Origin of the sequence: Streptomyces sp. NPDC002573 (assembly GCF_042889625.1) — a bacterium.
Classification (GTDB): domain Bacteria; phylum Actinomycetota; class Actinomycetes; order Streptomycetales; family Streptomycetaceae; genus Streptomyces; species Streptomyces gibsoniae.
Genome location: NZ_JBIARC010000027.1, coordinates 97303 through 120936, shown reverse-complemented (window position 1 = coordinate 120936; position 23634 = coordinate 97303). Strand labels below are relative to the sequence as shown.

At 69.8% G+C, this 23634-nt stretch carries 24 protein-coding genes and 1 rRNA gene; 12 read left to right on the top strand and 13 right to left on the bottom strand.

The window, feature by feature from the left end; all coding sequences use genetic code 11:
• Positions 1-81: ribosomal RNA gene (gene rrf / locus ACFYX0_RS24985) — 5S ribosomal RNA — on the top strand; the annotation flags it as partial.
• A 148-nt stretch (positions 82-229) separates the two neighbouring features.
• On the top strand, positions 230-775 hold the full coding sequence (locus ACFYX0_RS24980; RefSeq protein ID WP_388973232.1) for a GNAT family N-acetyltransferase: 546 nt from the start codon (positions 230-232) through the stop codon (positions 773-775).
• A 9-nt stretch (positions 776-784) separates the two neighbouring features.
• Here the strand turns inward: ACFYX0_RS24980 and ACFYX0_RS24975 are convergent, their stop codons facing one another.
• From ACFYX0_RS24975 to ACFYX0_RS24945, 7 genes are all read right to left on the bottom strand, one after another.
• Entirely contained in the window at positions 785-2386 is a 1602-nt protein-coding gene (locus ACFYX0_RS24975; protein ID WP_388973230.1) for a type IV secretory system conjugative DNA transfer family protein, read from the bottom strand.
• Positions 2387-2399: 13 nt separating this feature from the next.
• Positions 2400-3824: an ATP-binding protein gene (locus ACFYX0_RS24970; RefSeq protein ID WP_388973228.1), complete on the bottom strand. Its 1425-nt coding sequence runs from the start codon at positions 3822-3824 to the stop codon at positions 2400-2402.
• A gap of 7 nt (positions 3825-3831) precedes the next feature.
• A complete protein-coding gene (locus ACFYX0_RS24965; protein WP_355919646.1) occupies positions 3832-5391 on the bottom strand; it encodes an SCO6880 family protein in 1560 nt (519 codons plus the stop codon).
• Complete coding sequence (locus ACFYX0_RS24960; protein WP_388973226.1) at positions 5388-6695, bottom strand: hypothetical protein; 1308 nt, start codon at positions 6693-6695, stop codon at positions 5388-5390. Before ACFYX0_RS24960 ends, ACFYX0_RS24965 begins: the two co-directional genes overlap by 4 nt.
• On the bottom strand, positions 6685-7518 hold the full coding sequence (locus ACFYX0_RS24955) for a hypothetical protein (RefSeq protein WP_388973242.1): 834 nt from the start codon (positions 7516-7518) through the stop codon (positions 6685-6687). The genes ACFYX0_RS24960 and ACFYX0_RS24955 overlap by 11 nt, the downstream gene beginning before the upstream one ends.
• 231 nt (positions 7519-7749) lie before the next feature.
• Positions 7750-8058 (bottom strand): hypothetical protein, encoded by a 309-nt coding sequence (locus ACFYX0_RS24950; RefSeq protein WP_043441655.1) that lies wholly within the window; start codon positions 8056-8058, stop codon positions 7750-7752.
• Positions 8059-8695: 637 nt separating this feature from the next.
• Positions 8696-10027 (bottom strand): peptidase S8, encoded by a 1332-nt coding sequence (locus ACFYX0_RS24945; protein ID WP_388973224.1) that lies wholly within the window; start codon positions 10025-10027, stop codon positions 8696-8698.
• 344 nt (positions 10028-10371) lie between these two features.
• On the opposite strand from ACFYX0_RS24945, the gene ACFYX0_RS24940 reads away from it, so the two are divergent.
• From ACFYX0_RS24940 to ACFYX0_RS24920, 5 genes are all read left to right on the top strand, one after another.
• On the top strand, positions 10372-10728 hold the full coding sequence (locus tag ACFYX0_RS24940; protein ID WP_388973222.1) for an ArsR/SmtB family transcription factor: 357 nt from the start codon (positions 10372-10374) through the stop codon (positions 10726-10728).
• Positions 10712-11350 carry an SRPBCC family protein gene (locus ACFYX0_RS24935; RefSeq protein WP_388973220.1) on the top strand — a complete coding sequence of 213 codons (639 nt, stop codon included), beginning with the start codon at positions 10712-10714 and terminating at the stop codon, positions 11348-11350. Before ACFYX0_RS24940 ends, ACFYX0_RS24935 begins: the two co-directional genes overlap by 17 nt.
• Positions 11351-11536: 186 nt before the next feature.
• Positions 11537-12292 carry a trypsin-like serine peptidase gene (locus ACFYX0_RS24930; protein ID WP_388973218.1) on the top strand — a complete coding sequence of 252 codons (756 nt, stop codon included), beginning with the start codon at positions 11537-11539 and terminating at the stop codon, positions 12290-12292.
• A 338-nt stretch (positions 12293-12630) separates the two neighbouring features.
• Positions 12631-13638 (top strand): NlpC/P60 family protein, encoded by a 1008-nt coding sequence (locus tag ACFYX0_RS24925; protein WP_388973216.1) that lies wholly within the window; start codon positions 12631-12633, stop codon positions 13636-13638.
• A gap of 282 nt (positions 13639-13920) precedes the next feature.
• Entirely contained in the window at positions 13921-14619 is a 699-nt protein-coding gene (locus tag ACFYX0_RS24920; protein ID WP_355919667.1) for a phosphatase PAP2 family protein, read from the top strand.
• Positions 14620-14727: 108 nt separating this feature from the next.
• Here ACFYX0_RS24920 and ACFYX0_RS24915 read toward each other — a convergent pair whose 3' ends face one another.
• Positions 14728-16296: an FAD-binding oxidoreductase gene (locus ACFYX0_RS24915; RefSeq protein WP_388973214.1), complete on the bottom strand. Its 1569-nt coding sequence runs from the start codon at positions 16294-16296 to the stop codon at positions 14728-14730.
• Positions 16297-16413: 117 nt separating this feature from the next.
• Positions 16414-16596: a hypothetical protein gene (locus ACFYX0_RS24910; protein WP_388973240.1), complete on the bottom strand. Its 183-nt coding sequence runs from the start codon at positions 16594-16596 to the stop codon at positions 16414-16416.
• 154 nt (positions 16597-16750) lie between these two features.
• On the opposite strand from ACFYX0_RS24910, the gene ACFYX0_RS24905 reads away from it, so the two are divergent.
• Both ACFYX0_RS24905 and ACFYX0_RS24900 read left to right on the top strand, forming a co-directional pair.
• Positions 16751-17593, top strand: coding sequence for a hypothetical protein (locus tag ACFYX0_RS24905; protein WP_388973212.1), 843 nt, complete (start codon positions 16751-16753; stop codon positions 17591-17593).
• A gap of 133 nt (positions 17594-17726) precedes the next feature.
• Complete coding sequence (locus tag ACFYX0_RS24900) at positions 17727-17903, top strand: hypothetical protein (protein ID WP_355919676.1); 177 nt, start codon at positions 17727-17729, stop codon at positions 17901-17903.
• A gap of 49 nt (positions 17904-17952) precedes the next feature.
• On the opposite strand, the gene ACFYX0_RS24895 is transcribed toward ACFYX0_RS24900, so the two are convergent.
• Positions 17953-18309, bottom strand: coding sequence for a metal-sensitive transcriptional regulator (locus ACFYX0_RS24895; RefSeq protein WP_388973210.1), 357 nt, complete (start codon positions 18307-18309; stop codon positions 17953-17955).
• Positions 18310-18590: 281 nt separating this feature from the next.
• Here ACFYX0_RS24895 and ACFYX0_RS24890 point away from each other — a divergent pair, with 281 nt between their 5' ends.
• The 3 genes from ACFYX0_RS24890 to ACFYX0_RS24880 all read left to right on the top strand — a co-directional run bounded on the left by ACFYX0_RS24890 (position 18591) and on the right by ACFYX0_RS24880 (position 20589).
• Entirely contained in the window at positions 18591-19211 is a 621-nt protein-coding gene (locus tag ACFYX0_RS24890; RefSeq protein WP_171110497.1) for a DUF47 domain-containing protein, read from the top strand.
• A 7-nt stretch (positions 19212-19218) separates the two neighbouring features.
• Positions 19219-20217, top strand: a complete 999-nt coding sequence (locus tag ACFYX0_RS24885; protein ID WP_388973208.1) for an anion permease — start codon at positions 19219-19221, stop codon at positions 20215-20217.
• Between the two features lie 171 nt (positions 20218-20388).
• A complete protein-coding gene (locus ACFYX0_RS24880) occupies positions 20389-20589 on the top strand; it encodes a DUF5988 family protein (protein WP_388973206.1) in 201 nt (66 codons plus the stop codon).
• Positions 20590-20689: 100 nt separating this feature from the next.
• Here ACFYX0_RS24880 and pstB read toward each other — a convergent pair whose 3' ends face one another.
• The 3 genes from pstB to pstC all read right to left on the bottom strand — a co-directional run bounded on the left by pstB (position 20690) and on the right by pstC (position 23599).
• A complete protein-coding gene (gene pstB, locus ACFYX0_RS24875; protein WP_311694357.1) occupies positions 20690-21466 on the bottom strand; it encodes a phosphate ABC transporter ATP-binding protein PstB in 777 nt (258 codons plus the stop codon).
• A gap of 64 nt (positions 21467-21530) precedes the next feature.
• On the bottom strand, positions 21531-22595 hold the full coding sequence (pstA, locus tag ACFYX0_RS24870) for a phosphate ABC transporter permease PstA (RefSeq protein WP_388973204.1): 1065 nt from the start codon (positions 22593-22595) through the stop codon (positions 21531-21533).
• The gene (gene pstC / locus ACFYX0_RS24865) at positions 22592-23599 is read right to left on the bottom strand and encodes a phosphate ABC transporter permease subunit PstC (RefSeq protein ID WP_388973202.1); all 1008 of its coding nucleotides are present in this window, start codon (positions 23597-23599) and stop codon (positions 22592-22594) included. The genes pstA and pstC overlap by 4 nt, the downstream gene beginning before the upstream one ends.
• Positions 23600-23634: the final 35 nt, after the last annotated feature.

Genomic DNA, 23634 nt, shown 5'->3' with positions numbered 1-23634 from the left:
ATTTCGAACCCGGAAGCTAAGCCTTACAGCGCCGATGGTACTGCAGGGGGGACCCTGTGGGAGAGTAGGACGCCGCCGAACAAATTTTGAGAAAGAGCCCCAACTCCGGGATAGTTCCCGTGAGTTGGGGCTCTTTCGCGTTCCCGCAGACCTCCCGGCTGATGGAGAGGCTGATGGAGAACGGGAAAATGGGTCCGCACCTGGCTCGTTCGGTCGTTACGGTGGCTCCATGTCTTACGTGATCAGGTCCATACGCCCCGACGAGTGGCCCGCGGTGAAGGAGCTGCGGCTCGCCGCTCTCCAGGACCCCGTCGCGCACCTCGCGTTCCTGGAGACCTTCGAGCAGGCCTCCGCCAGGCCGGACGCCTTCTGGCAGGAGCGGGCCGCGAGCGGGGCCGAAGGGGCACTGGAGGCCCGGCAGATCGTCGCGGAGAGCACGGACGGCCGGTGGGCCGGCACCCTGACGGTGCTGATGGAGGAGGTCGGCACCAAGGACTGGGCGGGGCTGCCGGTCGAGCGGGATCAGGGACACGTCGTCGGTGTGTTCATACGCCCTGAGCACCGGGGCAGCGGGCTCAGCGAGGCGCTGTTCGACGCCGGTCTGGAGTGGGCGTGGTCGCGCGGCGTCGAGCGGGTGCGGCTGATCGTGCACGAGGACAACACCCGGGCCAGGGCGCTGTACCGCAAGATCGGTTTCGTGCCGAGCGGGGTGACCGTTCCTCTGTCCGAGGACTCGGGGGAGTCCGAGCTGGAGATGGTGTTCGAGCGCAGCTAGCGTGCGCCGCTACACGGGGAGTTCGTACCGCGGCCAGCGTGCGCGGCCCTGTTCGCGCGAGCGGAGCAGGGCCAGGGTGGGCAGACCGCGGTCCGCTCCGGTGGAGAGCAGCTCCGGGAGCTGGGGCAGGGGGGCCACGGCCGCCACGTCGTCCAGCACGAGGGAAAGTGGTGGGTCGAGGCGACCAGAGGATGACCGTTCGGCCATGCGCCGGCCGCGCTCGACCACGCTGGAGGCGAGAGCCGTCAGCAGCGGCATCGCGCCGGGGTGTTGTCTGGGATCTTCGATGGATTCACCGACCACATAAAGCGTGCCCCCTTCGTTGACGAAGGAATCCAAGGCGACGCTGTCATTTCGGTTGGATGTGCATGCCTCGCGGATGTTGACCGTGAAGAGCGAGGACAGGGCGCGCGCGGTCAACTCCTGGGCCATGTCGCGCCGTTCGGGGTACGAGGTGAGCACTGCCTCCAGCTCCCCGGCCGCGCCGGAGGACGCCTTCTGGTGGGTGCGCAGGGCCCGTACCGCCTCCTGGACCTGGCTTCCCTGGGCCCAGCGATGGACGTGCCGGATGGTGCGCCCATCTATGGCGGCGGCGTGCAGATAGCTCCGCAGGAGCGTTTCCGCCACATCGGCGACCGCCTGGTCGATCCGGGCCGTCGGGCGCACCGGGGCGAGCAGCGCGACGGCGCGGGCCGCGGCCGTCGCCTTGTCCTCGCAGCCGGAGAACGGGGACCAGTGCAGCCGGGCCGGGGTGTCGCACAGATGTGAGGGGTCGTAGAGGAGGACGGGACCGAGCTTGGCGCGGGCGTCCTTCGTCTCGGACCACAGGGCGGGGTTGGAGGTGACGACGAGCGCGGGGCCCTCGGCGTCACGTACGGCCTGGGCGGCCGCGGGGTGACGGACCTCGGGGGTGCCGAGGACCACGGACGGGGGCGTCCAGGGGGCGGTGGTGGCGTGTGCGGCGGGTGTGACGAGGCGCTCGGGGCTCGTGGCGGTGAGCGGGGCGTGCGGTCCGTCCTCCGCCGCGGCCGGAAGTGGAGCCGTAGGGGGCGGCGGTCCTGCCGGGAGGTGCTCCAGCGGACGGGACTCCTCCCGGTCGGGGCGTGGGCCGGGAAGCGGAGTGGGGACGGTGGCAGGTGCGGGCGCGGCCGCCGTAGGAGCGGGCCGGCCGAAGGCCGGTGCCGCTGCCGGAGGGCCGGCGGGCGGGGCGGGCAGGTGGCCGGCCGCGGCCGCCGCCTTTCTTCGGGCCCGTACCGACTTCCAGCGCGCCACCGTGCCGATGCCGAACACGGTCAGCACGAACAGCACCATCAGTTCGCTTATGAACAGGCCCCAGAACAGCCCGTACCCGGACAGCTGACCGGCCGGTGCGTCCGGCCACGCGCCCGTGATGTCATGCGGCTGGACGATCAGATGCCGTATGGCCACCGGCGTACGGGTGAACCGCACGCCGTCGGGCCAGGTGCCCCGCGAGAACCAGCCCGCGAGGCCCGTGGCCGTCCACACCATCAGCGTCACACCCAGCAGGAAGGCCAGCACACCCACCAACAGGCCGTCGGGGACGCCGCCCTGGCCGTCCCGCTGCTCCCGCTGTTCCTTGCCTGGTCTCATCGTGACCCCAGTCTCAAGCCACCGTGGACTCGGACGTGCCGTCCAGGTCGCCCATCCGCTGTTCCACGAACGCCGCCGCCCGCTCCTCCGCCTCCAGCTCCGCGGCGCGCAGCGCGTCGTCCGTGTCCCGGTCGTTCGACGACTCCGTCATCGCGCGGTCGGTGAAGACGATCGGCCGCTCCGACTCTGTGACCAGGTGTTTCACCACCTGCACATTGCCGTTGACGTCCCAGACCGCGATACCGGGCGTCAGGGTCGGGATGATCTCCACGGCCCACCTCGGCAGACCGAGCACCCGGCCGGTGGCCCGGGCCTCGTCCGCCTTCTGGGCATAAATCGTCCTGGTCGACGCCATCTTCAGGATCGCGGCGGCCTCCTTCGCCGCCGCTCCGTCCACCACGTCGCTGAGGTGGTGCACCACCGCCACGAAGGACAGGCCGAGTCGCCGGCCGAACTTCAGCAGCCGCTGGAACAGCTGGGCGACGAACGGGCTGTTGATGATGTGCCAGGCCTCCTCGACCAGGAAGATGCGCTTCTTCCGGTCGGGGCGGATCCAGGTGTGCTCCAGCCACACACCGACGATCGCCATCAGGATCGGCATGGCGATCGAGTTGCGGTCGATGTGGGACAGGTCGAACACGATCAGCGGGGCGTCCAGGTCGATGCCGACCGTCGTCGGCCCGTCGAACATGCCCCGCAGGTCACCGTCGACCAGACGATCCAGGACCAGCGCCACGTCCAGGCCCCAGGCCCGTACGTCGTCCAGGGCGACGTTCATCGCCTCCGCGGAGTCCGGTTCGGGGTGCCGCAGCTGTTCGACGATGTCGGTGAGCACCGGCTGGCGCTCGACGATCGTCTCGTTGACGTAGGCGTGCGCGACCTTGAGGGCGAAGCCGGAGCGCTCGTCCAGGCCGTGTCCCATCGCGACCTCGATGATCGTGCGCAGCAGTGCCAGCTGGCCGGTCGTGGTGATCGCGGGGTCGAGCGGGTTGAGGCGGATGCCGTGGTCCAGGGCGGCCATCGGGTCGAGCCGGATGGGGGTGATGCCCAGCTCCTGGGCGATGAGGTTCCACTCGCCGACGCCGTCTTCGCCCTGTGCGTCCAGGACCACGACCTGGCGGTCGCGGAAGCGCAGCTGGCGCAGGACGTACGTCTTCTCGAGCGCCGACTTGCCGTTGCCGGACTCGCCGAGGACGAGCCAGTGCGGCGCCGGGAGCTGCTGCCCGTACAGCTGGAAGGGGTCGTAGATGTACCCCTTCCCGGAGTAGACCTCGCGGCCGATGATCACGCCGGAGTCGCCCAGGCCGGGTGCGGCGGTGGGCAGGTAGACGGCCTGGGCCTGGCCCGTGGACGTGCGGACGGGCAGCCGGGTCGTCTCGACCTTTCCGAAGAGGAAGGACGTGAAGGCGTCGGTCAGGACGGACAGCGGATCCCGCATCAGGTCCTTACCTCCGAATGCCGGTGGCGAACGGGAGCGTGTTGACGAAGGCCCGGTGGTGCTCGCGGTCGCACCACTCCAGCTTCAGATACGACTTGCCGGCCGAGGCGCGGATGGTCCGCTTGTCGCGGGCCAGTGCCTCCGGCGTACGGGCGGAGACGGTGATGTAACCGACCAGGTTGACGCCCGCGGCGCCGCTCGCGAGGTCCTCGCCGCGCTGGTCGAGGCGGGAGTGGGCGGCGATGTCACGGGGGTCGACGGTGCGGTTCATCTTGGCGGCGCGGCTGGCCTCGGCCTCGTCGTTCGTCTTCTCGGTGAGCATGCGCTCGATGGCGACCTCGGTGGGTTCGAGGTCCATGGTGACGGCGACGGTCCGGATGACGTCCGGGGTGTGGACCAGCAGCGGCGCCAGGAAGTTCACGCCGACCGGGGTCATCGGCCACTCCTTGACCCAGGCGGTGGCATGGCACCAGGGCGCGCGCGTCGACGACTCCCGGGTCTTCGCCTGGAGGTAGGTGGGCTCCATGGCGTCGAGCTCGGCGGGCCAGGCGTTGCGCTTGGTCATCGCCTGGATGTGGTCGATGGGGTGGTCGGGGTCGTACATGGAGTGGATGAGGGAGGCGAGCCGGCCCTGGCCCAGCGGCTGCCGTACGCGGATGTCGGCCTCCTGCAGACGTGAGCAGATGTCGGTCAGCTCACGCGCCATGACCACCGCGAGGCCCGCGTCCCGGTCGACCTTCTTGCCGCCCTGGGGCCGGGCGGCGCGCGCCATGGTCTGTGCCTCGGCGGCGAGTTCACGGGTGTAGTGCATACAGGCGACGAGGTAGGCGCGGTGCTGCTCGCTGCTCGTCGACACCATGGACTGCAGCTGGTCGTAGGACTGCCGCAGCCAGGCCGGGGCGCGGTCGTCGCCGCGCTGGGCGACGTCCTTGGCGTGCGCGTCCGGGTCGGCGGGCAGGGTGCGGGCCAGCATCTGGAGGCGGGTGACGAAGCCGTCGCCGTTCGCCACGTGCTTCAGCAGCGTGCCGAAGCGGTCGACGAGGGCCTCCTGGTCCTCGCTGTCGCGCAGGCCGACGCCCGGGCCCTCGATCTCGATGGCGGCGGTGACGGTGCGCCGGTCGGCGTGCAGCAGGACGGCGATCTCGTCCGGCCCGAAGGGGGCGGCGAGCCAGGAGATCCGGCCGATGCCGGGCGGCGGGCCCACCTCGACCTCGCGGCCGTCGTACCCGGTGCCGGCCTCCATCACGGAGCTCCGGTACGTCGTCCCCTGGCGCAGGGTCCGCTTGTAACTGCGGTTGATCTCGAACCACTTGTAGAACGTGCGGTGCTTGTACGGGATGTACACGGCGGCCAGCGCGAGCAGCGGGAAGCCCATCAGGAGCACGATGCGCAGGGACAGGACCGGGACGAGCAGCCCGCACATCATGCCGAGGAACGCGCCCGCGATGATCAGCACGATCTCGCCGGACTCGCGGTTGCGGCCGATGATCGCGTTCGGCCGGGCGCGGCCGATCAGATAAGTCCGGCGGGGCGTGACCGGATGCGACACATGGGACTGGGTCGTCAACGCCCTTCACCTCCCGTGCGGTTGGTACTGCTGTTGCGGGTGCTGCTGGCGTGCGGGGTGTCGGCCGGGCTGGTGCGCGGCGGGGGCGCGGACGAGGCGACGGGGCCGCCACCCGGGGTGCGGGTGCTGTGTGCGGCCACGCCGCCGCTCACGGGGTTGGCGGGGCGGGGCGGCTGGCCGCCGCCGCCGGTGTCGGCGCGGGCGCTGTGGGTCTTGATGCCCTGGGCGACGAGGGTCGCCGGGGAGCTGATGACGGCCGCGGCCTTGCGTTCGGCGCCCTGCATCACGCGGTTGTTGCGGGAGGCGGCGATCTCGTCGCCGAAACCGGGGACGAAGCGGTAGATCATGCCGCTCGCGAAGATGGCGAGCAGGATGATGGCGAGGCCGGAGACGACGGCCGCGAGGGAGTCCGGGCCCTTGTCGGTGGCGAGTGCGCCGGCGAGCCCGAGCACGATGACGATCACCGGCTTGACCAGGATCACCGCGATCATGATGCCCGCCCAGCGGCGGACGTGGCCCCAGAGGTTCTTGTCGACGAGGCCCGAGTAGACGACGACGCCGAGGAGGGCGCCGACGTACAGCAGGACCGCCCTCAGGAACAGCTCCAGATACAGGACGCCCGCGGCGAGGATCGAGATCAGCGACACGATGATCAGCATGATCGGGCCGCCGCCGATGTCCGTTCCCTTGCTGAGCGCGCCGGAGAACGCGCCGAAGAAGGTCTCGGTCTGGTCGCCCGTGGTCTTGGCGAGGACGTCGCTGACGCCGTCGGTCGCCGAGACGACCGTGTAGAGGATCAGCGGGGTGAAGGCGGAGGCCAGCACGGTCAGCCAGAGGAAGCCGACGGCTTCGGACACGGCGGTGGTGAACGGGACGCCGCGGACCGCCCGCTTGGCGACGGCCAGGAGCCACAGCAGGAGGGTGAGGATGGCCGACGCCGCGAAGACGATCTCGTACTGGTGCAGGAAGGCCTGGTTGGTGAAGTCGACGCTGGCGGTCTGCTTCACGGCCTCGCTGAGCTTGTCGACGGTCCAGGAGGCGGCCTTGGCGCAGCCCTTGGCGAGGGAGGAGAGGGGGTCGAGGCTGTCGGTGAGGGTGTTGGAGGAGCCGCCGGAGCCCGGGGAGTTGCCTTTTTCGCAGTAGTCCTTGGCCGGGCCGTGGATGAGGGCGCAGGGGTCGCTGCTCTTCGTGGGCGAGGGCGTGGGACTCGGTGCGGCGACAGCGCGTGCGGCGAGCAGCAGCGCTGCGCTCTGAACGGCCACAACGGCACCCGACAGCTTGAGTACGTAGCGGTCAGCGCGCATAGGTGAACCCTCCGTACTCCTCAACTGCCTTGGCCATGTCATCGGCGCTGGAAGCACGGTCGTCCCCCGGGACCGGCGCGGGGCCGTCCTGTTGGGAGTGCTGCACGATCTTCCAGTCGCCGTTGTTCCACTCGAGCTGCATGGTGATGGTGAACCAACTGCTGGTGACCGGGTTGGTGGAGTTCTGCCCTGCGAGCCCCAGGAGGCCGTTGCACCAGACGTCCACGGTCGCTCCGTCGGTCGAGAAGCTCGTGACTTTGCTGCCGATGGGGGTGGTGCGCGAGACGAAGGTGTAGCCCTGAGGCGCGGAGCCGTTCTCGTTCAGACCCACCTTCTTGTTGAACTCCGGGCTGTACGCCTTGTCCAGCGTGCCTTCGAAGCCGGCCACCCGTGAGGGCGTGATGATCGTCCTGAGGATCTCGTCCCGTCTGTCCTTGTTGAACATGTCGCCCGAACCCAACGCCACCGCATAGTTCGCCGCAGCCGACTGCGCGCCCTGTTGGTCGTGGGCGTAGCCCGAGGGGATCGCGCCTGCCTTCGTGCGGACCGGGCGGGTGCCCGTCGCTGCCGTGGGGGCCGCGCCCGCCTTGCCGTCGCCGTTGCCGTCCGACGAGGCGGAGTCGCCCCCGCGGTTGGCGAAGGCGATCGCGGCGATCAGCAGGACGACCACCCCGACGACCGTGACCAGGCTGCGTGAGGAGGAGCGGCCTCGCCGGGCGCCCCCGTACACGTCGCCGGGCCGGTCGGGCAGCCGTGTCCGCGTCTGCCCGACGCCGCCGTACTCCCCGTCGCTCTCGCCGGAGGCACCGTCACCGAGACTCACGTCGCGCACGCCCCCTCGAACTCGTGACCGGTCCGCGCCCCGTGCGGAAACGCGTAGAAGTACGACGGTAGCCGTGCTGGTTCCCGCGCGGGCGCGGTGTGGTGACTCGACATCAGGGAAACGCAACCTCAGCCGGTGGGCGCGACGGACGGATGGGTCGGAGGTGGGAGCCGGGCGCGCCCGGACGGGACTGATGGCGCGCCAGGCGGGTCTTGGCGGTCCGGGGCGGCCCTACACGGCCATGCCGTACACGATGGTGAACAGCGTGCCGAGCGAGCCGATGATGAAGACTCCGGTCAGGCCCGCGATGATCAGCCCCTTGCCCTGCTCGGCACTGAACGTGTCGCGCAGGGCGGTCGCGCCGATGCGCTGCTTGGCCGCGCCCCAGATCGCGATCGCCAGACAGAGCAGGATGGCAACGGCCATCACCACTTCGACCATCACGCGAGCCTCGTTGCCCAGGCTGCCGAACGGGCCCCAGTCTGGGGCGATACCGCCGATGATCGTGTTGATGTCGCCTTTTGCGGCCGCGAGATGCATGTAAGTCACCGCCCCTGGTGGGTAGTTCCGTAGCCCCTGCCACGCGCGCAGAGGTCAGGGACATTCTCGCTGACAATGACGCTGTCGTATGTCGACTTGGAGTCATTGATTGGCGGATTTGGTACGTGTCCCTTGCCTCCGGCCCGTCCGGGCCCCTCATGCGTGCGTCGGGCGGCAGGGAAAGGGGAGCATGGTCACTGTGTGTATCACGGCAGGTCACGACGGGCAATGAGGTAGAAGCGGAACCTGTCGTGCGGTGCTGTCGCCAACCCCCTTCACGCCGCGACGACTCGGGCCGGCCCGTGGGGTGACCCGTTCGGCCGGTCCGTTCGTTACGAGGGTCACCCGTACGAGCGGAAGGCTATATCCGGACAGCGAAGCGGAGCGCGCCGGCTGCTCGTGCGCCGTCGGTGGGCAGACAGAGGGCCGCGGCGTTCAGCCGCGGCCCTCTGTCCGTGCGGCGCCCCGGACGGGCGCCGCACGCACGATGCAACTCACAGACGCCTCAAAGGTTCTGCGAGGCGGAGAAGGAGGAACCGGGCCGCGGCCGGCTGCCGTGGCCCGGTTCCGGAAGAACGCCGGCGGTCAAGTCCCCACGTGTTTCCCGGCGGCGTCCGTCCTGGTGTGCGGAGGGGGATCAGCCGGTGAAGGCGGAGGTTCCCTCCGGGGTGCCCCAGCCGGTCGGGCCGTCGTAGCCGGACCGCGCGGTGCAGAAGTAGCTCGTCGAGCAGCTGCCGTTGCTTCCGCTGGTCACGTCGTTGAGGGCGGACGTGCCGGCTGCGCCGTACGGGAACTGCGCCGGGTAGGAGCTGCTGGACGGGGTGCCCGCGAGGGCGTAGACGCCGGCGATGATCGGGGACGACGCGCTGGTGCCGCCGTAGGTCGCCCAGCCGGTGCCGTCGCCGTAGGTGTCGTAGACCGAGACGCCGGTCGCCGGGTCGGCGACGGCCGCCACGTCGGCGATCATGCGCTTGGTGCAGCCGGTGTCGGTCTGCCAGGTGGGCTTGGCGTCGTAGGCGGAGCAGCCGGAGCCGGTGCCCTCGGTGCTGCTGGTGTGCCACACGCTCTCGGTCCAGCCACGGCTGTTGGAGGAGCTGGAGAGCTTGGTGCCGCCGACGGCGGTGACGTACCGGGAGGCGGCCGGGTACTCGGCGCCGTACGCCTCGTCGCCCGCGCTCACCGTGATGGCGACCCCGGGGTGCTTGAAGTACGAGGTGTCGTAGCCGCTGTCGGAGGAGGACTCCGCGCCGCCGTAGCTGTTGGAGACGTACTTCGCGCCGAGCTTGACGGCCTCGTTCACCGCGGTGCCGAGGTTCGCCATCGAGGACGACTTGGCCTCGACCAGCGTGATGTTGCAGTTCGGGCAGATCGCGCTGGCCATGTCGAGGTCGAGCGAGATCTCCCCGGCCCAGCCGCTGTCGGCGGTGGGCAGCGAGGTGGTCGAGCCGGTCTGGCTCACCTTCTTGAAGCAGCCGTCGTCGGTGGTGCACTCCGGCAGGCCGTAGTACGAGCGGTACGCGGCGAGGTCCGACTCGGCGTTCGGATCGTCGTACGCGTCCACGATCGCGATGGTCCGCCCGGAGCCGTTCGAGGAGGCGGCGTCGGCGAGGCCGTAGGCGTCCTGGAGGTCACTGGGGCCGTAACCGGTGGGGGAGTCGGCGGCGGCCTCGGGGGAGAGAGCCTTGGCGGTGATGCCCTCCGCCTTGGCCCGCTGCTGCTGGAAGGCCGTGACGCCGCCCGTTACGCGCAGGGCGTTGCAGGCCATCTCGCCCTTCTTCTTGGGCGCGGCGCACGAGCGGGTCCACGTCACCTTCGCGGACGAGGCGGCCGTGGCGGTGGTCGAGGCGGCGTTCGCGTGCGCCGCGGTGCCGAGGCCGGCCAGCAGCAGGGCGGTGGTGGCCGCGGCGGCCGAGCCTATGCGTCGCCATCTGCCGCGTATGGGCGCTGAGTCGGGGGGTGTGCTACGCAACTGCGTTCTCCTGGGTCAGGCGGGACAGGGGGCTGTGCGGGTGCGTCGCCGGGCGGGTGCCCGGCGGCGGGGCGGCGGTCCGCGACCACCCTGACTTGTTGAGTACGCGACAAACAAGAGCGTTCGGGAATCCTGACTTCCGCCTTACTGAACCGAGGTGGCCGCCTTGCCGGTTGATGGCCTGGTGATGACGTGTGCCTGACAGTTGCTCGACGGGAGGCGCAGGGGACGCATGGGTTCGGGTCCGGGTGATCGATGCGCGTCCGCCTGTGCGGTGGGCGGCGTTTACGGCGCGCGTATTTCAGTGCTCCCTTATATAAGTGCGTGCTGATATGGTCCCCACCATGCACGCATTCGATGTGCTCGGAGACCCCGTGCGCCGCAGGATCCTCGAACTGCTCGCGGACGGGGAGATGACGTCCGGGGCGGTGTGCGAAGTGATCACCACGGAGTTCGGGATATCCCAGCCGGCCGTCTCCCAGCATCTGAAGGTGCTGCGGGAGAACGGCTTCGCGACGGTCCGTCCGCAGGGGGCGCGCCGGCTGTACGCGGTGAACCCGGAGCCGCTGCGCGACGTGGACGAGTGGATCGGGCGCTTCCGGCGGTTCTGGGCCCCACGGCTGGACGCGCTGGAGACGGAGTTGGCGCGAGGAAGGCGGTCACGCCGCCTGGAAGGAGACAGCGATGCTCGAAGGCGTTGACGTGACGCACGAGATCAGTTCCGTACAGCGGCAGGTGGGCCGCAAGCTGTTCGGACCGGGCGAGGCGCGGGTGGTGACGATCTCCCGGACCTATGACGCTCCGCTCGAGGACCTCTGGGACGCCTGTACGAACCCCGAGCGCATCCCGCGCTGGTTCCTGCCCGTCTCGGGCGAACTGCGCCTGGGCGGGCGCTTCGAGCTGCAGGGCAATGCGAGCGGCACGATCGAACGGTGCGACCCGCCGAGGGGCTTCTTCGCGACCTGGGAGTTCGGCGGCGAGGTCAGCTGGATCGAACTGCGGCTGACGCCGGTCGCGGAGGAGCGGACGCGCTTCGAACTGGACCACATCGCTCATGTGGATGACGAACGCTGGGCCGAGTTCGGCCCCGGCGCGGTGGGCGTGGGCTGGGACATGGGCCTGCTGGGCCTGTCGCGCCATCTGGCGACCGGGGCCTCCGTGGACCCCGCCGAGAGCATGGCGTGGCTGGCGTCGGACGAGGGACGCCGCTATGTGACGCTCAGCAGCGCGGCCTGGGGTGAGGCCAATGCGGCGTCGGGCGAGCCGGAGGAGGCGGCGCGGGCCGCGGCGGAGCGCACGACCGCGGCGTACACGGGCGCATAAGTCCTGCGCCGGATGGGGTATCGGTGCCGGGGAGGAGTCCGGGGTCGTTGCGGAAGCCGTACGTCCGAAGGGGCGAGGTCGCTGTGGGCCGGATGCGCGTGCTGACCTGCGGCAACGGAACCTCATAGGTTAATTTCAGGAAGCTCACAGGGTTTTTCTCACCTTGGTGGGTCACAGTGGAAGGTGATGAAGCGCATCACACGCCCCCCTGGCAACCGCCGGCACGCGTTCCTCGGTGCTCTCGTGATCCTGGTCGTCACGACCTCGTCCGTGGCCGCCGCCGACGGCGGCACCGGACCGCTGGGTCTGACCGCCGAGGCCGAGACGAATGCGGCCGCCTCACGGATCGGTGCGCTCTTCGGTCCCGGCGGTGCTCTGGAGGGCGGGCACTTCTGCACCGCCTCCGTGGTGCACAGCAAGGCCCACAGCCTGATCGTGACCGCCGCGCACTGTCTGACCACCGGCACCATCTGGTTCGCCCCCGGCTACCGGGACGGCAAGGCCCCGTACGGGCTGTGGAAGATCACCAAGACCTACGTCGGCGACGCCTGGAGCGGTGACCAGGACGAGGACAGCGATGTCGGCTTCGCCACCGTGGAGACCATCGGCGGTGTCGACGTCGAGGACATCGTCGGGAGCAACCGGTTCGTCACGGGGCGGCAGACCGGGGCCACCGCGGTCACCGTCACCGGCTACCCCGACTCCCGTGAGACGCCCATAACCTGCGTCAACAAGCCGACCGTGCACAGCGCCACGCAACAGCGCATCGAGTGCCCCGGCTTCAGCGGCGGCACGAGCGGCAGCCCCTGGGTGAACGGCGACGGCGAGGTCGTCGGCGTGCTCGGCGGGCACGAACAGGGCGGTACCACCCCCGACGTCTCGTACAGCGTCGTCCTGAGGGACGAGGCCGCGAACCTGTACCGGACCGCCTCGGGCACCTGACCTCGGCCGCCGGCACGCATGCCGGGCGGTCGGGGCCGTGCCGCGGGCGGTCGGGGGGCTGAGCCGGGCGGCCCGAGGGGACCTCGTCCGACGGTCGCCGGGGCGGCCCGAGGGGGTCTCGGCGGACGACCGCGGGGCCCCGTTGAAGCACCCCCGCACCACCCGCGCACCGCCCACGCGCCACCCGCGTGTCACCCCTGACCCCCTCGCCACCGCCACCCGCCCTCCGACTGGCCGATCTTGTGCGTCGGCGGTGGCCGGACCAGCTCTTTTCCGGTCCCCGGACGGCCCCCGCCCCTACACTGACCCTCGGCGGACTCCCGTGCGGCGAGGGGCGGTTGACGGTGCGTAAGGCGTGGATCTTGGCGACCGCTGCCGTCGGCGCCGCGCTGAGCTTCGTGATGCTGCTCGTCGTAGGCGTCTATGTCGTGGCCGGAAACCTGGTGAGCGGCTTCGGGAACGGGACCGTCGGACTGGCCCGGAACGCCGTGCCCGCCGCTTACGCGTCCATAGTCCAGAAGTGGGGCAACCTGTGCAGCGCGATCAACCCCGCGCTGCTCGCCGCCCAGCTGTACCAGGAGAGCGGCTTCAACCCGAACGCCAAGAGCCCCGCGAAGGCCGAGGGGATCGCCCAGTTCATCCCCGGCACCTGGGCCATCCACGGCATCGACGGCAACGGCGACGGCCGGGCCGACGTCTGGGACCCGCGCGACGCCATCCCGTCGGCCGCGTCGTACGACTGCAAGCTCGCCTCGTATGTGAAGGACGCCCCCGGGAACCTGACGGACAACATGCTCGCCGCCTACAACGCGGGGGCGTACGCGGTCATCAGGTACGGGGGCGTGCCGCCGTACGCGGAGACCCAGAACTATGTGAAGACCATCACGACCCTGGCGAAGAGCTTCGCCGCGCCGGTGCGGCGGGTCGACCCCTCGAAGCAGGCGGCGGGCGCCATCTACTTCGCGCAGAAGAAGCTCGGCACCCCCTATCTGTGGGGTGGCGACGGCACCCCCGACCAGGGCGGGCGCTTCGACTGCTCCGGACTGACCAAGGCCGCGTACGAGACCGTGGGCGTGACGTTGCCGCGTGTCGCCAACGACCAGTACAACGCCGGGCCCCATCCCAAGCGGAACGAACTGCTCCCGGGGGACCTGGTGTTCTTCTCCGACGATCTGACCAACTCCCGCGCCATCCGGCACGTCGGTGTCTACGTCGGCGGCGGCTACATGATCGACGCGCCCAGGACCGGTGCCGTGATCCGTTTCGACCCGATCGACACCCCTGATTACTTCGGGGCGACGCGTGTCACCGAAGATGGCGCGAAAGCGCTGCCCACGACGGTGTGAACCGGGGTGTGAAGGACATGCACGCAGGCATATGTCGGCTGGAACTTTTTGCTACACGCACCCCTCTGAGCAGCGACGACGAGTCTCTCTTCGATAACGTCTGCGTGATCATTGTGTGGAATGCGGAACGGGGACCGGAGGGCCGTGCGTTCCTTCTGACGTAGAGCGTCGACTACGGCAGCCGGCTTGACGTGGAGCGGATCTACGACCACGGGGGTGGTGGTACGGAGCGCGCACCTGCGCGTCCGTGGAACGGGACAGAGGACGAAGGGACAGCGCACGATGGCTGGACTCGCCGAATCCGGGTCGAACCCTGACGTCGATCTGCTGTACGACATCAACGGCCTGGCCAAGGAAGCGCCGCACTGGTTCGACCGCGCCATGTCCTTCGTCGGCGAGTACGGGCTGCTGCTCGCCATGGTCCTGCTCATCCTGTGGTGCTGGTGGACCGTGCGCCGACGGGGCGGTGCCGATGCCGCCGCCGGCGTCGCCGCGCTGGTCTGGGCCCCGTTGGCGGCCGGTGTCGCGGTGCTCGTGAACGTGCCGATCCGGGGCTTCGTGGAGCGCCCCCGGCCGTTCGTCGACCATCAGGGGCTCGACGTCCTCGCCACGGGCAAGACGGACTACTCCTTCGTCAGCGACCACGCCACGCTCACCATGGCGGCGGCGGTCGGCCTGTTCATCGCCCACCGGAAGTTCGGGCTCGCCGGCCTGGGACTCGCTCTGCTCGAAGGTTTCTGCCGGGTCTTCATGGGTGTGCACTACCCGACGGACGTCGTCGGTGGCTTCGCCCTCGGCACGGCCGTCGCCCTGCTGCTCTCCCCGCTCGCCATGGCGCTGCTCACCCCGCTGACGAAGGCGATCGAGGCCTCGCCCCGCGCCGGACTGCTGATCCGGGCCCGCGGGGCGCGCGCCGCGCAGGCCGTGATTCCCGGGGCGCGCACCGAACAGACGGCCGAGGAGCGGGACCTGGCGGCGTGACGACCGCCGACCGCGCGGACGACTGCCGCACGGCCGGCGCCGGGGTCGCGGGTCCGCTGCCACGGGCCCCGGCGGGGGCCCGGGAGGGCGGCCCGCCGGGCGCGTCCCCTACAGCGACTGCGGGAACGTGAAGAAGCCGGTCGGGTCGTACTGGTGCTTCACCTGGGTGAGCCGGGTGGCCGCGTCCCCGTAGTACGCCTTCCGCCAGTTCGTCAGGGTCGGGTCCGTGTAGTTCTGGTACGCCGCCCCGGACGCGTAGCCGCGCATGGAGGCGTGCGCGGACGTCAGCCAGGACTGGGCCGTCGTGCCGGAGGAGCCCGCGCCCCAGCTCGCGATGTACTGCGCCAGCATGCGCGAGCGGCGGTGCACGAACGCGGTGGCCGTCGGAGAGACCCGGTTGACCGCACCGCCGAGCGCGGTGAAGGCGACGCTGCCCGCGCCGCCCCGCGCCTGCGCGACCTGGTTCAGGATCGTCTGGATGCCGGCCGCCGGGATCGAGCGGTCGAAGAAGTCCGAGCGGGCCGCGTAGGTCTCGCGGCCGAGGGCGCCCTGCGGGGAGCGGCCCGGCGTCGAGCCCGGCAGATGGCACTGGGCGGCGGTGGGGAAGGACGAGCAGCCGGCGTACGCCTCCATCGCGCCCTCGTACGTGTGCCGCTTGAGCGTGACGCTGCGGGCGGGGGAGCCCACCTTCGCGGCCAGGCGGTCGACCGCGTTCTGCAGTTCCCCGTACGTGCCGATCGAGAAGGCGGCCACGGAGACGGTGGGCGTGCCGCCGTTCTCCAGGTGGCAGGAGGACCAGATCTCGTCGGGCTGGTCGGGGCCCCACTCCTGCCAGGCCTTGAGCACGGCGGCGGCCTTGGCCCAGGGCCAGGTGACGTAGGCCGACACCGCCTGAGGCGCCGGGTGCGTCTTGAAGCGCAGTTCGGTGACGACGCCGAAGTTGCCGTTGCCCGCGCCGCGCAGGGCCCAGAAGAGGGCCTTGTTCTCGGTGGCGTTCGCGACGAGCTGCTTGCCGTCCGCGGTGATGAGGGTCGCCTGGGTGAGGCTGTCGCAGGTCAGTCCGTAGGCGCGGGAGACCACGCCGTGGCCGCCGCCGAGGGTGAGTCCGGAGACGCCGACGGTGGGGCAGGAGCCGGCGGGTATGGTGACGCCCTTCGCGGTGAGCGCCCGGTAGACGTCTATCAGCTTGGAGCCCGCGCCGACGACTGCCTCGCTGCCGCTCGCCCGGATCGTGCTGAGCTTCGAGACGTCGAGGATCAGGCGGCCGTCGCCGGAGGACCAACCGGCGTAGGAGTGTCCGCCGTTGCGTATCGCGACCTTGACATGGTGGGCCCGGGCGTACGCCAGCACGGTGCGGATGTCGTCGGCGTGCGCCACGTACGCGACCGCCGAGGGCTTCAGCGAGTCGAAGCGGGTGTTGTAGAGCTGGTGGGCCGCGGGCCAGGTGTGGTCGCCCGGGCGGACCAGGGTGCCCGACAGGTCCTTGGCCAGAGCCGTCAGGTCGGCGGCCACACGGGTGGCGGTGGTGGCGGTGGTGGTGGCTGTACGCACCGACGTGCCCTCGGCGTTCGCAGTGCCCGCGGCCGCCGCGGAGCTGCTGGTGCCGCCGGTGCACGCGGCGGTCACGGCCGTCGCGAGTGCGGCGGTGCTTCCGCCGATGAACATACGCCGTTGCATGTGTGGGCCTCCCGTGGGTTCCTGTGGACTGAGATGGTCCGTTCCTGCTCCGAGTTCGCAGAAAATTGCCACAGAATCGCTACAGCCCCGGGCAGTTGCGAATGGATATGACCGTTTTCAGTCGTTCTGGCGGAGATGGCCCGGTCGGCCGCCCCCGCCGACGACATGCCCCTCGGCGTCCGTCCGCGCGAGGCTGCGGGCTCTGCGCGCCGGACCCCGCCAGCCGCAGGTGCATCGGGCCACACAGAACCGGCCCTGTTCCACCGTCGTCGCGCGATGCCCGTCCGGGTCGGCGGCCATGTCCCCTTGTTCCACTCCGACAAGGTTACCCAAGGCAAGTGTGCTGCGGGCCAAGGCGCATGAGCCCTCGGGGCGCGTGACGGCTCTCCCTACTGGTCGTTAACCGGAACGACAGCAGGGACACCGGGACGTACCGGCTGGGGGTAGGCGGACGATGGTGGTGCGGCAGCACGGTCGGGTCGGTGCGGCGGTCGTCGCGACGCTGGGACTGCTGGTCTGCGGCACCTCGGTCACCGGATGCGCGGGCGGCGGAGCCGTCGTCGGCGACGCGCCGTCCGGCGCGGACGCCGTCCGGCAACTCCAGCGGGCGGCCGGGGCCCTGGTGCGGGCGGGCAGTTCAAGGACGCGGACGTCGATGGAGATGGCCACCGGCGGCACCCGGGTCACCATCTACGGCGAGGGCGTCTACGACTACCGCGCCCGGCTCGGCCGGCTGACCGTCCTGCTGCCGAAGGACCCCGCCGGCACTGAGGAGCACCGCCCCATCACCGAACTTCTCTCCCCCGGAGCCCTGTTCATGAAGAACCGGGGCGCGGGGGTGCCAGCGGACAAATGGGTACGAGTCGACACGGCCACGCTCTCCGACGGCAACCTCGTCACCGGCGGCGCCACCGATCCCTATGCGGCGGCCCAGTTGCTGCGCGGGGCCCGCAGCGCGCGATACGTCGGACAGGCCGAGGTCGGGGGCGTCCCCGTGCGGCACTACCAGGGGGTGGCCGACATCGTCCTCGCGGCACAGCGCGTTCCGGCCGTGGACCAGGAGCCGTTCCGGGCGGCGGCGAAAGGGTTCGCCACGGCCGAGGTGCCGTTCGACGCCTATCTCGACGACCAGGGACGCCTGCGGAAGGTGAGCCACCGGTTCAGCTTCGTCAACGGCCGGCAGAGGACGACCGTCGCGGTGGCGTCGACGACGCTGCTCTACGGCTTCGGGGCCCCCGTCGACGTACGGCTGCCGGCGACCAGGGACATCTTCGCCGGGAAGATCGCGGAGCAGTGAGGAGAACCGGGCGTCGCCGGGGCGGGCAGGCCGAAAGTGGCGCGGCTGAGGGGCCGGAAATGGTCCGTCCGTGCCATGCGCGGCGCGTAGACCGCTCCCTACCCTAGGAAGTCGGTGACGGCAGAAAGAGGTGATGCACGTGGCTCCGCTCGGCGGTACGGCAGTACAGGACCACGTGGCCCTCGCCGAGATCGAGCTGTGCGGGGATCTGATCATCGCCGCCTCGGCCGCACACGAGGACCGGCTCAGCCTGGAGAGCATCGACGAGGTGCTCAGGGTGGCCGAGGAGCGGGACGCGACCGGCGGGTGAGCGGGCAAGGACCGCGGCCCGGCGGCGGACGACCCGCCCGCCTGCGGCGTCAGGTGCGCAGCAGCCGCCCGATCGCCCTCGTGGCCTCCTCCACCTTCGCGTCGATCTCCGAGCCGCCCTTGAGCGCGGCGTCCGCGACGCAGTGGCGCAGATGCTCCTCCAGGAGCTGGAGCGCGAAGGACTGCAGGGCCTTCGTCGAGGCGGAGACCTGCGTGAGTATGTCGATGCAGTACACGTCCTCGTCGACCATGCGCTGCAGCCCACGGATCTGGCCCTCGATCCGGCGCAGCCGCTTGAGGTGCTCGTCCTTCTGCTTGTGGTAGCCGTGGATGCCGCGGTCGTGGTCGGTCGCCACGGTCCCGTCACCCTCGGAGGGCGCCGCCGCGCCGGCCTCGGTGGTCGTCATCGGGTCCTCCTGTCGACAGCTGCCCGGTGAGAAGGAACCGGACAAGTGGCCCGCTGTGGCGGATCCTGTACTTCCCGGCACGGACAGATACCCCTGGTGGGTATATGGTAACGAACTTTGCTGGGTATAGGGCCCTTGGCCAGAGCCTTGGCCGCCCCCGTACCGCCCCCGTGCTGACCACCGTGTCCGATGGGCGACACTGGAGGACGGCCCCTTAGCCGTGGCCGGATGATGTGCCTAGCATCAGCCTGACCGAAACCGAAGCATCCCGAGGACCCCACGTGCGCTTTCGTCTGACCCCCAGGGAGACGAGCTTCTATGACATGTTTGCCGCGTCCGCGGACAACATCGTCACGGGCTCGAAACTCCTGATGGAACTGCTCGGGGCGGACGCCTCCGCCCGGGCCGAGATCGCGGAGCGTATGCGGGCAGCGGAACACGCCGGTGACGACGCCACGCACGCGATCTTCCACCAGCTGAACTCCTCGTTCATCACGCCGTTCGACCGTGAGGACATCTACTCGCTGGCGTCCTCCCTCGACGACATCATGGACTTCATGGAGGAGGCCGTCGACCTGGTCGTCCTCTACAACATCGAGGAGCTGCCGAAGGGTGTCGAACAGCAGATCGAGGTGCTGGCGCGGGCGGCCGAGCTGACGGCCGAGGCGATGCCCCATCTGCGGACGCTGGACAATCTGACCGAGTACTGGATCGAGGTGAACCGTCTGGAGAACCAGGCGGACCAGATCCACCGCAAACTGCTCGCCCATCTGTTCAACGGCAAGTACGACGCGATCGAGGTCCTGAAGCTCAAGCAGATCGTGGACGTGCTGGAGGAAGCGGCGGACGCGTTCGAACACGTGGCCAATACCGTGGAGACCATCGCGGTCAAGGAGTCCTGAGGCGTCCATGGACACCTTTGCTCTGATCCTCACCATCCTGATCGCGCTGTTCTTCGCGTATACCAACGGCTTCCACGACTCGGCGAACGCCATCGCCACCTCGGTGTCGACGCGTGCGCTGACGCCGCGTGCCGCGCTGGCCATGGCGGCGGTGATGAACCTCGCCGGTGCGTTCCTCGGCAACGAGGTGGCGAAGACGGTCAGTGAGGGCCTGATCCAGACGCCCTCCGGCGGCAAGGGGATGGGCATCCTCTTCGCGGCACTGCTCGGCGCGATCGCCTGGAACCTGCTCACCTGGTACTTCGGCCTGCCGTCGTCCTCGTCCCACGCATTGTTCGGCGGACTGGTGGGCGCGGCGCTGGCCGGTGGGACGACGGTGTACTGGTCCGGGGTCCTGGACAAGATCGTCACGCCGATGTTCCTGTCCCCGGTGGTGGGCCTGATCGTCGGCTATCTGGTGATGACGGCCATCATGTGGATGTTCCGTCGGGCCAGTCCGCACAAGGCGAAGCGGGGATTCCGCATAGCGCAGACCGTCTCGGCAGCGGGTATGGCGCTCGGCCACGGCCTCCAGGACGCGCAGAAGACCATGGGCGTCGTGACGATGGCGCTGGTCATCGGCGACGTCCAGCACTACGGCGACCCGATCCCGGTATGGGTGAAGCTCGTCTCCGCGGCGATGCTGTCGCTGGGGACGTACGCGGGTGGCTGGCGCATCATGCGCACGCTCGGCCGCAAGATCATCGAACTGGATCCGCCGCAGGGGTTCGCGGCGGAGACCACGGGCGCGTCGATCATGTTCGCGACGGCGTACCTGTTCAAGGCGCCGATCTCCACGACGCACGTCATAACGTCGGCGATCATGGGCGTGGGCGCCACGAAGCGGTTGAACGCCGTGCGCTGGGGTATCGCCAAGAACATCGTCCTGGGCTGGTTCATCACGATGCCGGCGGCGGCGATCGTGGCGGCGTGCGCCTTCTGGATGGTCAACCTGGCGTTCCTGTAGCCACCCGGCCGGAGGGCCGGCGCAGAAACCTTTCTTCACACCCCGTCTCCCGCCCGGCGGCTTCACCGAAGCCGCCGGTCAGGAGGTGGGGTGTGGTGCTGTGTGCCCGCCCGCGCTCCCGCGCCCTCCGGTTCGAGATGCGGGTTCCGGGCGCGTGACAAGACTGGAACTATGACTGCGAAGGCACTCCTCGAAGGCGGGCCGGACGATCTCGCGGGCAAGCTCGTGCCCGTCGTCCCGCCCGGAAAAGAGCTGAAGATCCCGCACCGCGGCGGATACGAGCACTACAAGATGACGGCGCGCCACGAGCACAGCCAGGAGGGGCAGGTCACCGTCTACCAGTGGTGGGAACGCACGGAAGTCGCCGAATAACGCGAACGGGCCCGCCCCCGGGAGCCAGGGGCGGGCCCTCTTCTACCTCGCGGTGGCACCGCCATGCAGCACCGCGAGGGGTCCTCGGACCGGGGTCGGATCAGCCGAAGCGACCCGAGATGTAGTCCTCGGTCGCCTGGACCGACGGGTTGGAGAAGATGCGTTCCGTCTCGTCGATCTCGATCAGCCGGCCGGGCTGGCCCACGGCCGCCAGGTTGAAGAACGCGGTGCGGTCGGAGACACGCGCGGCCTGCTGCATGTTGTGCGTCACGATGACGATCGTGAAGCGCTCCTTCAGCTCGCCGATCAGGTCCTCGATCGCGAGGGTGGAGATCGGGTCCAGGGCCGAGCAGGGCTCGTCCATGAGCAGCACCTTCGGCTCGACCGCGATCGCGCGGGCGATGCACAGACGCTGCTGCTGGCCACCGGACAGGCCGGAGCCCGGCTTGTTCAGGCGGTCCTTGACCTCGTTCCAGAGGTTGGCGCCCTTGAGCGACTTCTCCACGATGTCGCTCAGCTCGGACTTCTTGTAGCTGCCGTTCAGCCGCAGGCCGGCCGCCACGTTGTCGAAGATCGACATCGTGGGGAAGGGGTTCGGGCGCTGGAAGACCATGCCCACCTCGCGGCGGACGGAGACCGGGTCGACCCCGGCACCGTAGAGGTCCTCGTTGTCGAGGAGCACCTTGCCCTCGACACGTCCGCCCGGCGTCACCTCGTGCATGCGGTTGAGCGTGCGCAGGAACGTCGACTTGCCGCAGCCCGAGGGGCCGATGAACGCCGTCACCGAACGCGGCTCGACCGACATCGAGATGTCCTCGATCGCCTTGTGGGAGCCGTAGTAGGCGGTGAGACCGCTTACGTCGATTCGCTTGGCCATGACTACTTCACTTCCAGTATCAGTCGCTGTCGGCCCCGACCGGCGGAGCCGGAAATCGTCGCCTTTAGCGACCGGTCTTCGGGGCCTTCCAGCGGGCGATGCCGCGGGCCACCAGGTTGAGGATCATCACGAAGGCGATGAGGGCGAGTGCCGCCGCCCAGGCCCGGTCGTAGGCCGCGCCGGAACCGGCGCTGTTCGCGTACTGCTGGTAGATGTACAGCGGCAGCGAGGCCTGCGGGTCCTTGAACGGGTTGCTGTTGATGAAGTTGGTGCCCCACACCAGCAGCAGCATCGGCGCGGTCTCGCCGGTGATACGTGCGATGGAGAGCATCACACCCGTGGTGATACCGCCGATCGAGGTCGGCAGGACCACCTTGAGGATGGTGCGCCACTTCGGGACACCCAGCGCGAGGGACGCCTCGCGCAGCTCGTTCGGGACGAGCTTGAGCATCTCCTCCGTGGAGCGGACCACCACGGGCATCATCAGGATCGCCAGGGCCAGCGAACCGGCGAAGCCGGAGTAGCCCATGTCGAGGATGAGGATCCAGAAGCTGAGGACGAACAGACCGGCGACGATCGACGGGATACCCGTCATGACGTCGACGAAGAAGGTGACGGAGCGGGCGAGCTTGCCGCTGCCGTACTCGACGAGGTAGACGGCGGTGAGCACACCGACCGGCACGGCGATGACCGCGGCGAGGCCGACCTGCTCCAGGGTGCCGAGGATGGCGTGGTAGATACCACCGCCGGTCTCGGTGTCGGCGACCACACCCATCGAGTGGGTGAGGAAGTAGATGTCGAAGACCTTCACACCGCGCTTGACGGTCTCCCAGATGAGGGAGGCCAACGGGATGACCGCGAGGAGGAAGCAGACCCAGACGAGGCTGGTCGCGATCCGGTCCTTGGCCTGACGGCGGCCCTCGACGCGCGCCGCGATGACGTACGTGCCGAGGACGAACAGGATCGCGGCCATCAGGGCCCACTGGATGCTGCTGTCGAGGCCGGCGGCCAGGCTGATGCCCAGTCCCACGGCGATCGAGCCCGCGGCGATCGCCCAGGGCGACCACTTCGGCAGGCTGGCACCGCGCAGGGTGCTCACGCGCTTGTCGCGGACGGCTGCGGTGCTCATGCGTTGGCCCCCGAGTACTCCTTGCGGCGGGCGATGATCACGCGAGCCGCGCCGTTGACCAGCAGGGTGATGACGAAGAGGACCAGACCGGAGGCGATGAGGGCGTCACGGCCCTGGTCGGTGGCCTCGCCGAACTTGCTGGCGATGTTCTGGGCGAAGGTGCCGCCACCCGGGTCCAGCAGGCTGGTCTGGATGTCGAAGGTCGGGGACAGGACGGTGGCGACGGCCATCGTCTCGCCGAGCGCGCGGCCGAGGCCGAGCATCGACGCGGAGATCACACCCGAGCGGCCGAAGGGCAGCACGGCCATGCGGATGACCTCCCAGCGCGTGGCGCCGAGGGCCAGGGCCGCTTCCTCGTGCATCTGCGGGACCTGGCGGAAGACCTCACGGCTCACGTTGGTGATGATCGGCAGGATCATGATCGCGAGCAGGATGCCGACGGTGAGCAGGGAGCGCGGGGCGCCGCCCTGCCAGGAGAAGATGCCGGTCCAGCCGAGGTAGTCGTTCAGCCAGCCGAACAGTCCGGCCATGTGCGGTACGAGGACCAGGGCGCCCCAGAGGCCGTAGACGATGGACGGCACGGCGGCGAGCAGGTCGATGACGTACGCGATGGGCCCGGCCATCTTGCGCGGCGAGTAGTGCGTGAGGAACAGCGCGATACCGACCGCGACCGGGACCGCGAGGGCCATGGCGATGATCGAGGAGACGACCGTGCCGAAGGCCAGGACCGCGATGCCGAAGACCGGCGGGGTCAGGTTGGTGTTCCACTCGAACGTGGTCAGGAAGTTGCCGTGGTCACCGCTGATCGCGATGGACGCACGGTAGGCGAGGAAGACCGCGATCGCGGCCATGATCACCAGAAGGAAGATGCCCGACCCACGGGAGAGGCCGAGGAAGACCCGGTCTCCGGCACGGGTGGAGCCGCGGCGCGCACGCTTGTGCGAGGCCGCTGAAGGCTGGGGGGCGGGGGGAGGCGCTTCTGTGTTCTGTGTAGTGATGTCCATCAGGATCTCCGGTCTGCGGAGCCGTGGCGGGTAGC

What these genes read in the sequence shown, in the direction of transcription:
- ACFYX0_RS24980 (WP_388973232.1), top strand. Translation starts at nt 230, where the DNA reads ATGTCTTACGTGATCAGGTCCATACGCCCCGACGAGTGGCCCGCGGTG.
- ACFYX0_RS24930 (WP_388973218.1), top strand. Translation starts at nt 11,537, where the DNA reads ATGAAGCGCATCACACGCCCCCCTGGCAACCGCCGGCACGCGTTCCTC.
- ACFYX0_RS24915 (WP_388973214.1), bottom strand. Translation starts at nt 16,296, where the DNA reads ATGCAACGGCGTATGTTCATCGGCGGAAGCACCGCCGCACTCGCGACG.
- ACFYX0_RS24950 (WP_043441655.1), bottom strand. Translation starts at nt 8,058, where the DNA reads ATGCATCTCGCGGCCGCAAAAGGCGACATCAACACGATCATCGGCGGT.
- ACFYX0_RS24935 (WP_388973220.1), top strand. Translation starts at nt 10,712, where the DNA reads ATGCTCGAAGGCGTTGACGTGACGCACGAGATCAGTTCCGTACAGCGG.
- pstA (WP_388973204.1), bottom strand. Translation starts at nt 22,595, where the DNA reads ATGAGCACCGCAGCCGTCCGCGACAAGCGCGTGAGCACCCTGCGCGGT.
- pstB (WP_311694357.1), bottom strand. Translation starts at nt 21,466, where the DNA reads ATGGCCAAGCGAATCGACGTAAGCGGTCTCACCGCCTACTACGGCTCC.
- ACFYX0_RS24900 (WP_355919676.1), top strand. Translation starts at nt 17,727, where the DNA reads ATGCACGTGGCTCCGCTCGGCGGTACGGCAGTACAGGACCACGTGGCC.
- ACFYX0_RS24940 (WP_388973222.1), top strand. Translation starts at nt 10,372, where the DNA reads ATGCACGCATTCGATGTGCTCGGAGACCCCGTGCGCCGCAGGATCCTC.
- ACFYX0_RS24910 (WP_388973240.1), bottom strand. Translation starts at nt 16,596, where the DNA reads ATGGCCGCCGACCCGGACGGGCATCGCGCGACGACGGTGGAACAGGGC.
- ACFYX0_RS24920 (WP_355919667.1), top strand. Translation starts at nt 13,921, where the DNA reads ATGGCTGGACTCGCCGAATCCGGGTCGAACCCTGACGTCGATCTGCTG.
- ACFYX0_RS24880 (WP_388973206.1), top strand. Translation starts at nt 20,389, where the DNA reads ATGACTGCGAAGGCACTCCTCGAAGGCGGGCCGGACGATCTCGCGGGC.
- ACFYX0_RS24975 (WP_388973230.1), bottom strand. Translation starts at nt 2,386, where the DNA reads ATGAGACCAGGCAAGGAACAGCGGGAGCAGCGGGACGGCCAGGGCGGC.
- ACFYX0_RS24905 (WP_388973212.1), top strand. Translation starts at nt 16,751, where the DNA reads ATGGTGGTGCGGCAGCACGGTCGGGTCGGTGCGGCGGTCGTCGCGACG.
- ACFYX0_RS24970 (WP_388973228.1), bottom strand. Translation starts at nt 3,824, where the DNA reads ATGCGGGATCCGCTGTCCGTCCTGACCGACGCCTTCACGTCCTTCCTC.
- ACFYX0_RS24885 (WP_388973208.1), top strand. Translation starts at nt 19,219, where the DNA reads ATGGACACCTTTGCTCTGATCCTCACCATCCTGATCGCGCTGTTCTTC.
- ACFYX0_RS24895 (WP_388973210.1), bottom strand. Translation starts at nt 18,309, where the DNA reads ATGACGACCACCGAGGCCGGCGCGGCGGCGCCCTCCGAGGGTGACGGG.
- ACFYX0_RS24960 (WP_388973226.1), bottom strand. Translation starts at nt 6,695, where the DNA reads ATGCGCGCTGACCGCTACGTACTCAAGCTGTCGGGTGCCGTTGTGGCC.
- pstC (WP_388973202.1), bottom strand. Translation starts at nt 23,599, where the DNA reads ATGGACATCACTACACAGAACACAGAAGCGCCTCCCCCCGCCCCCCAG.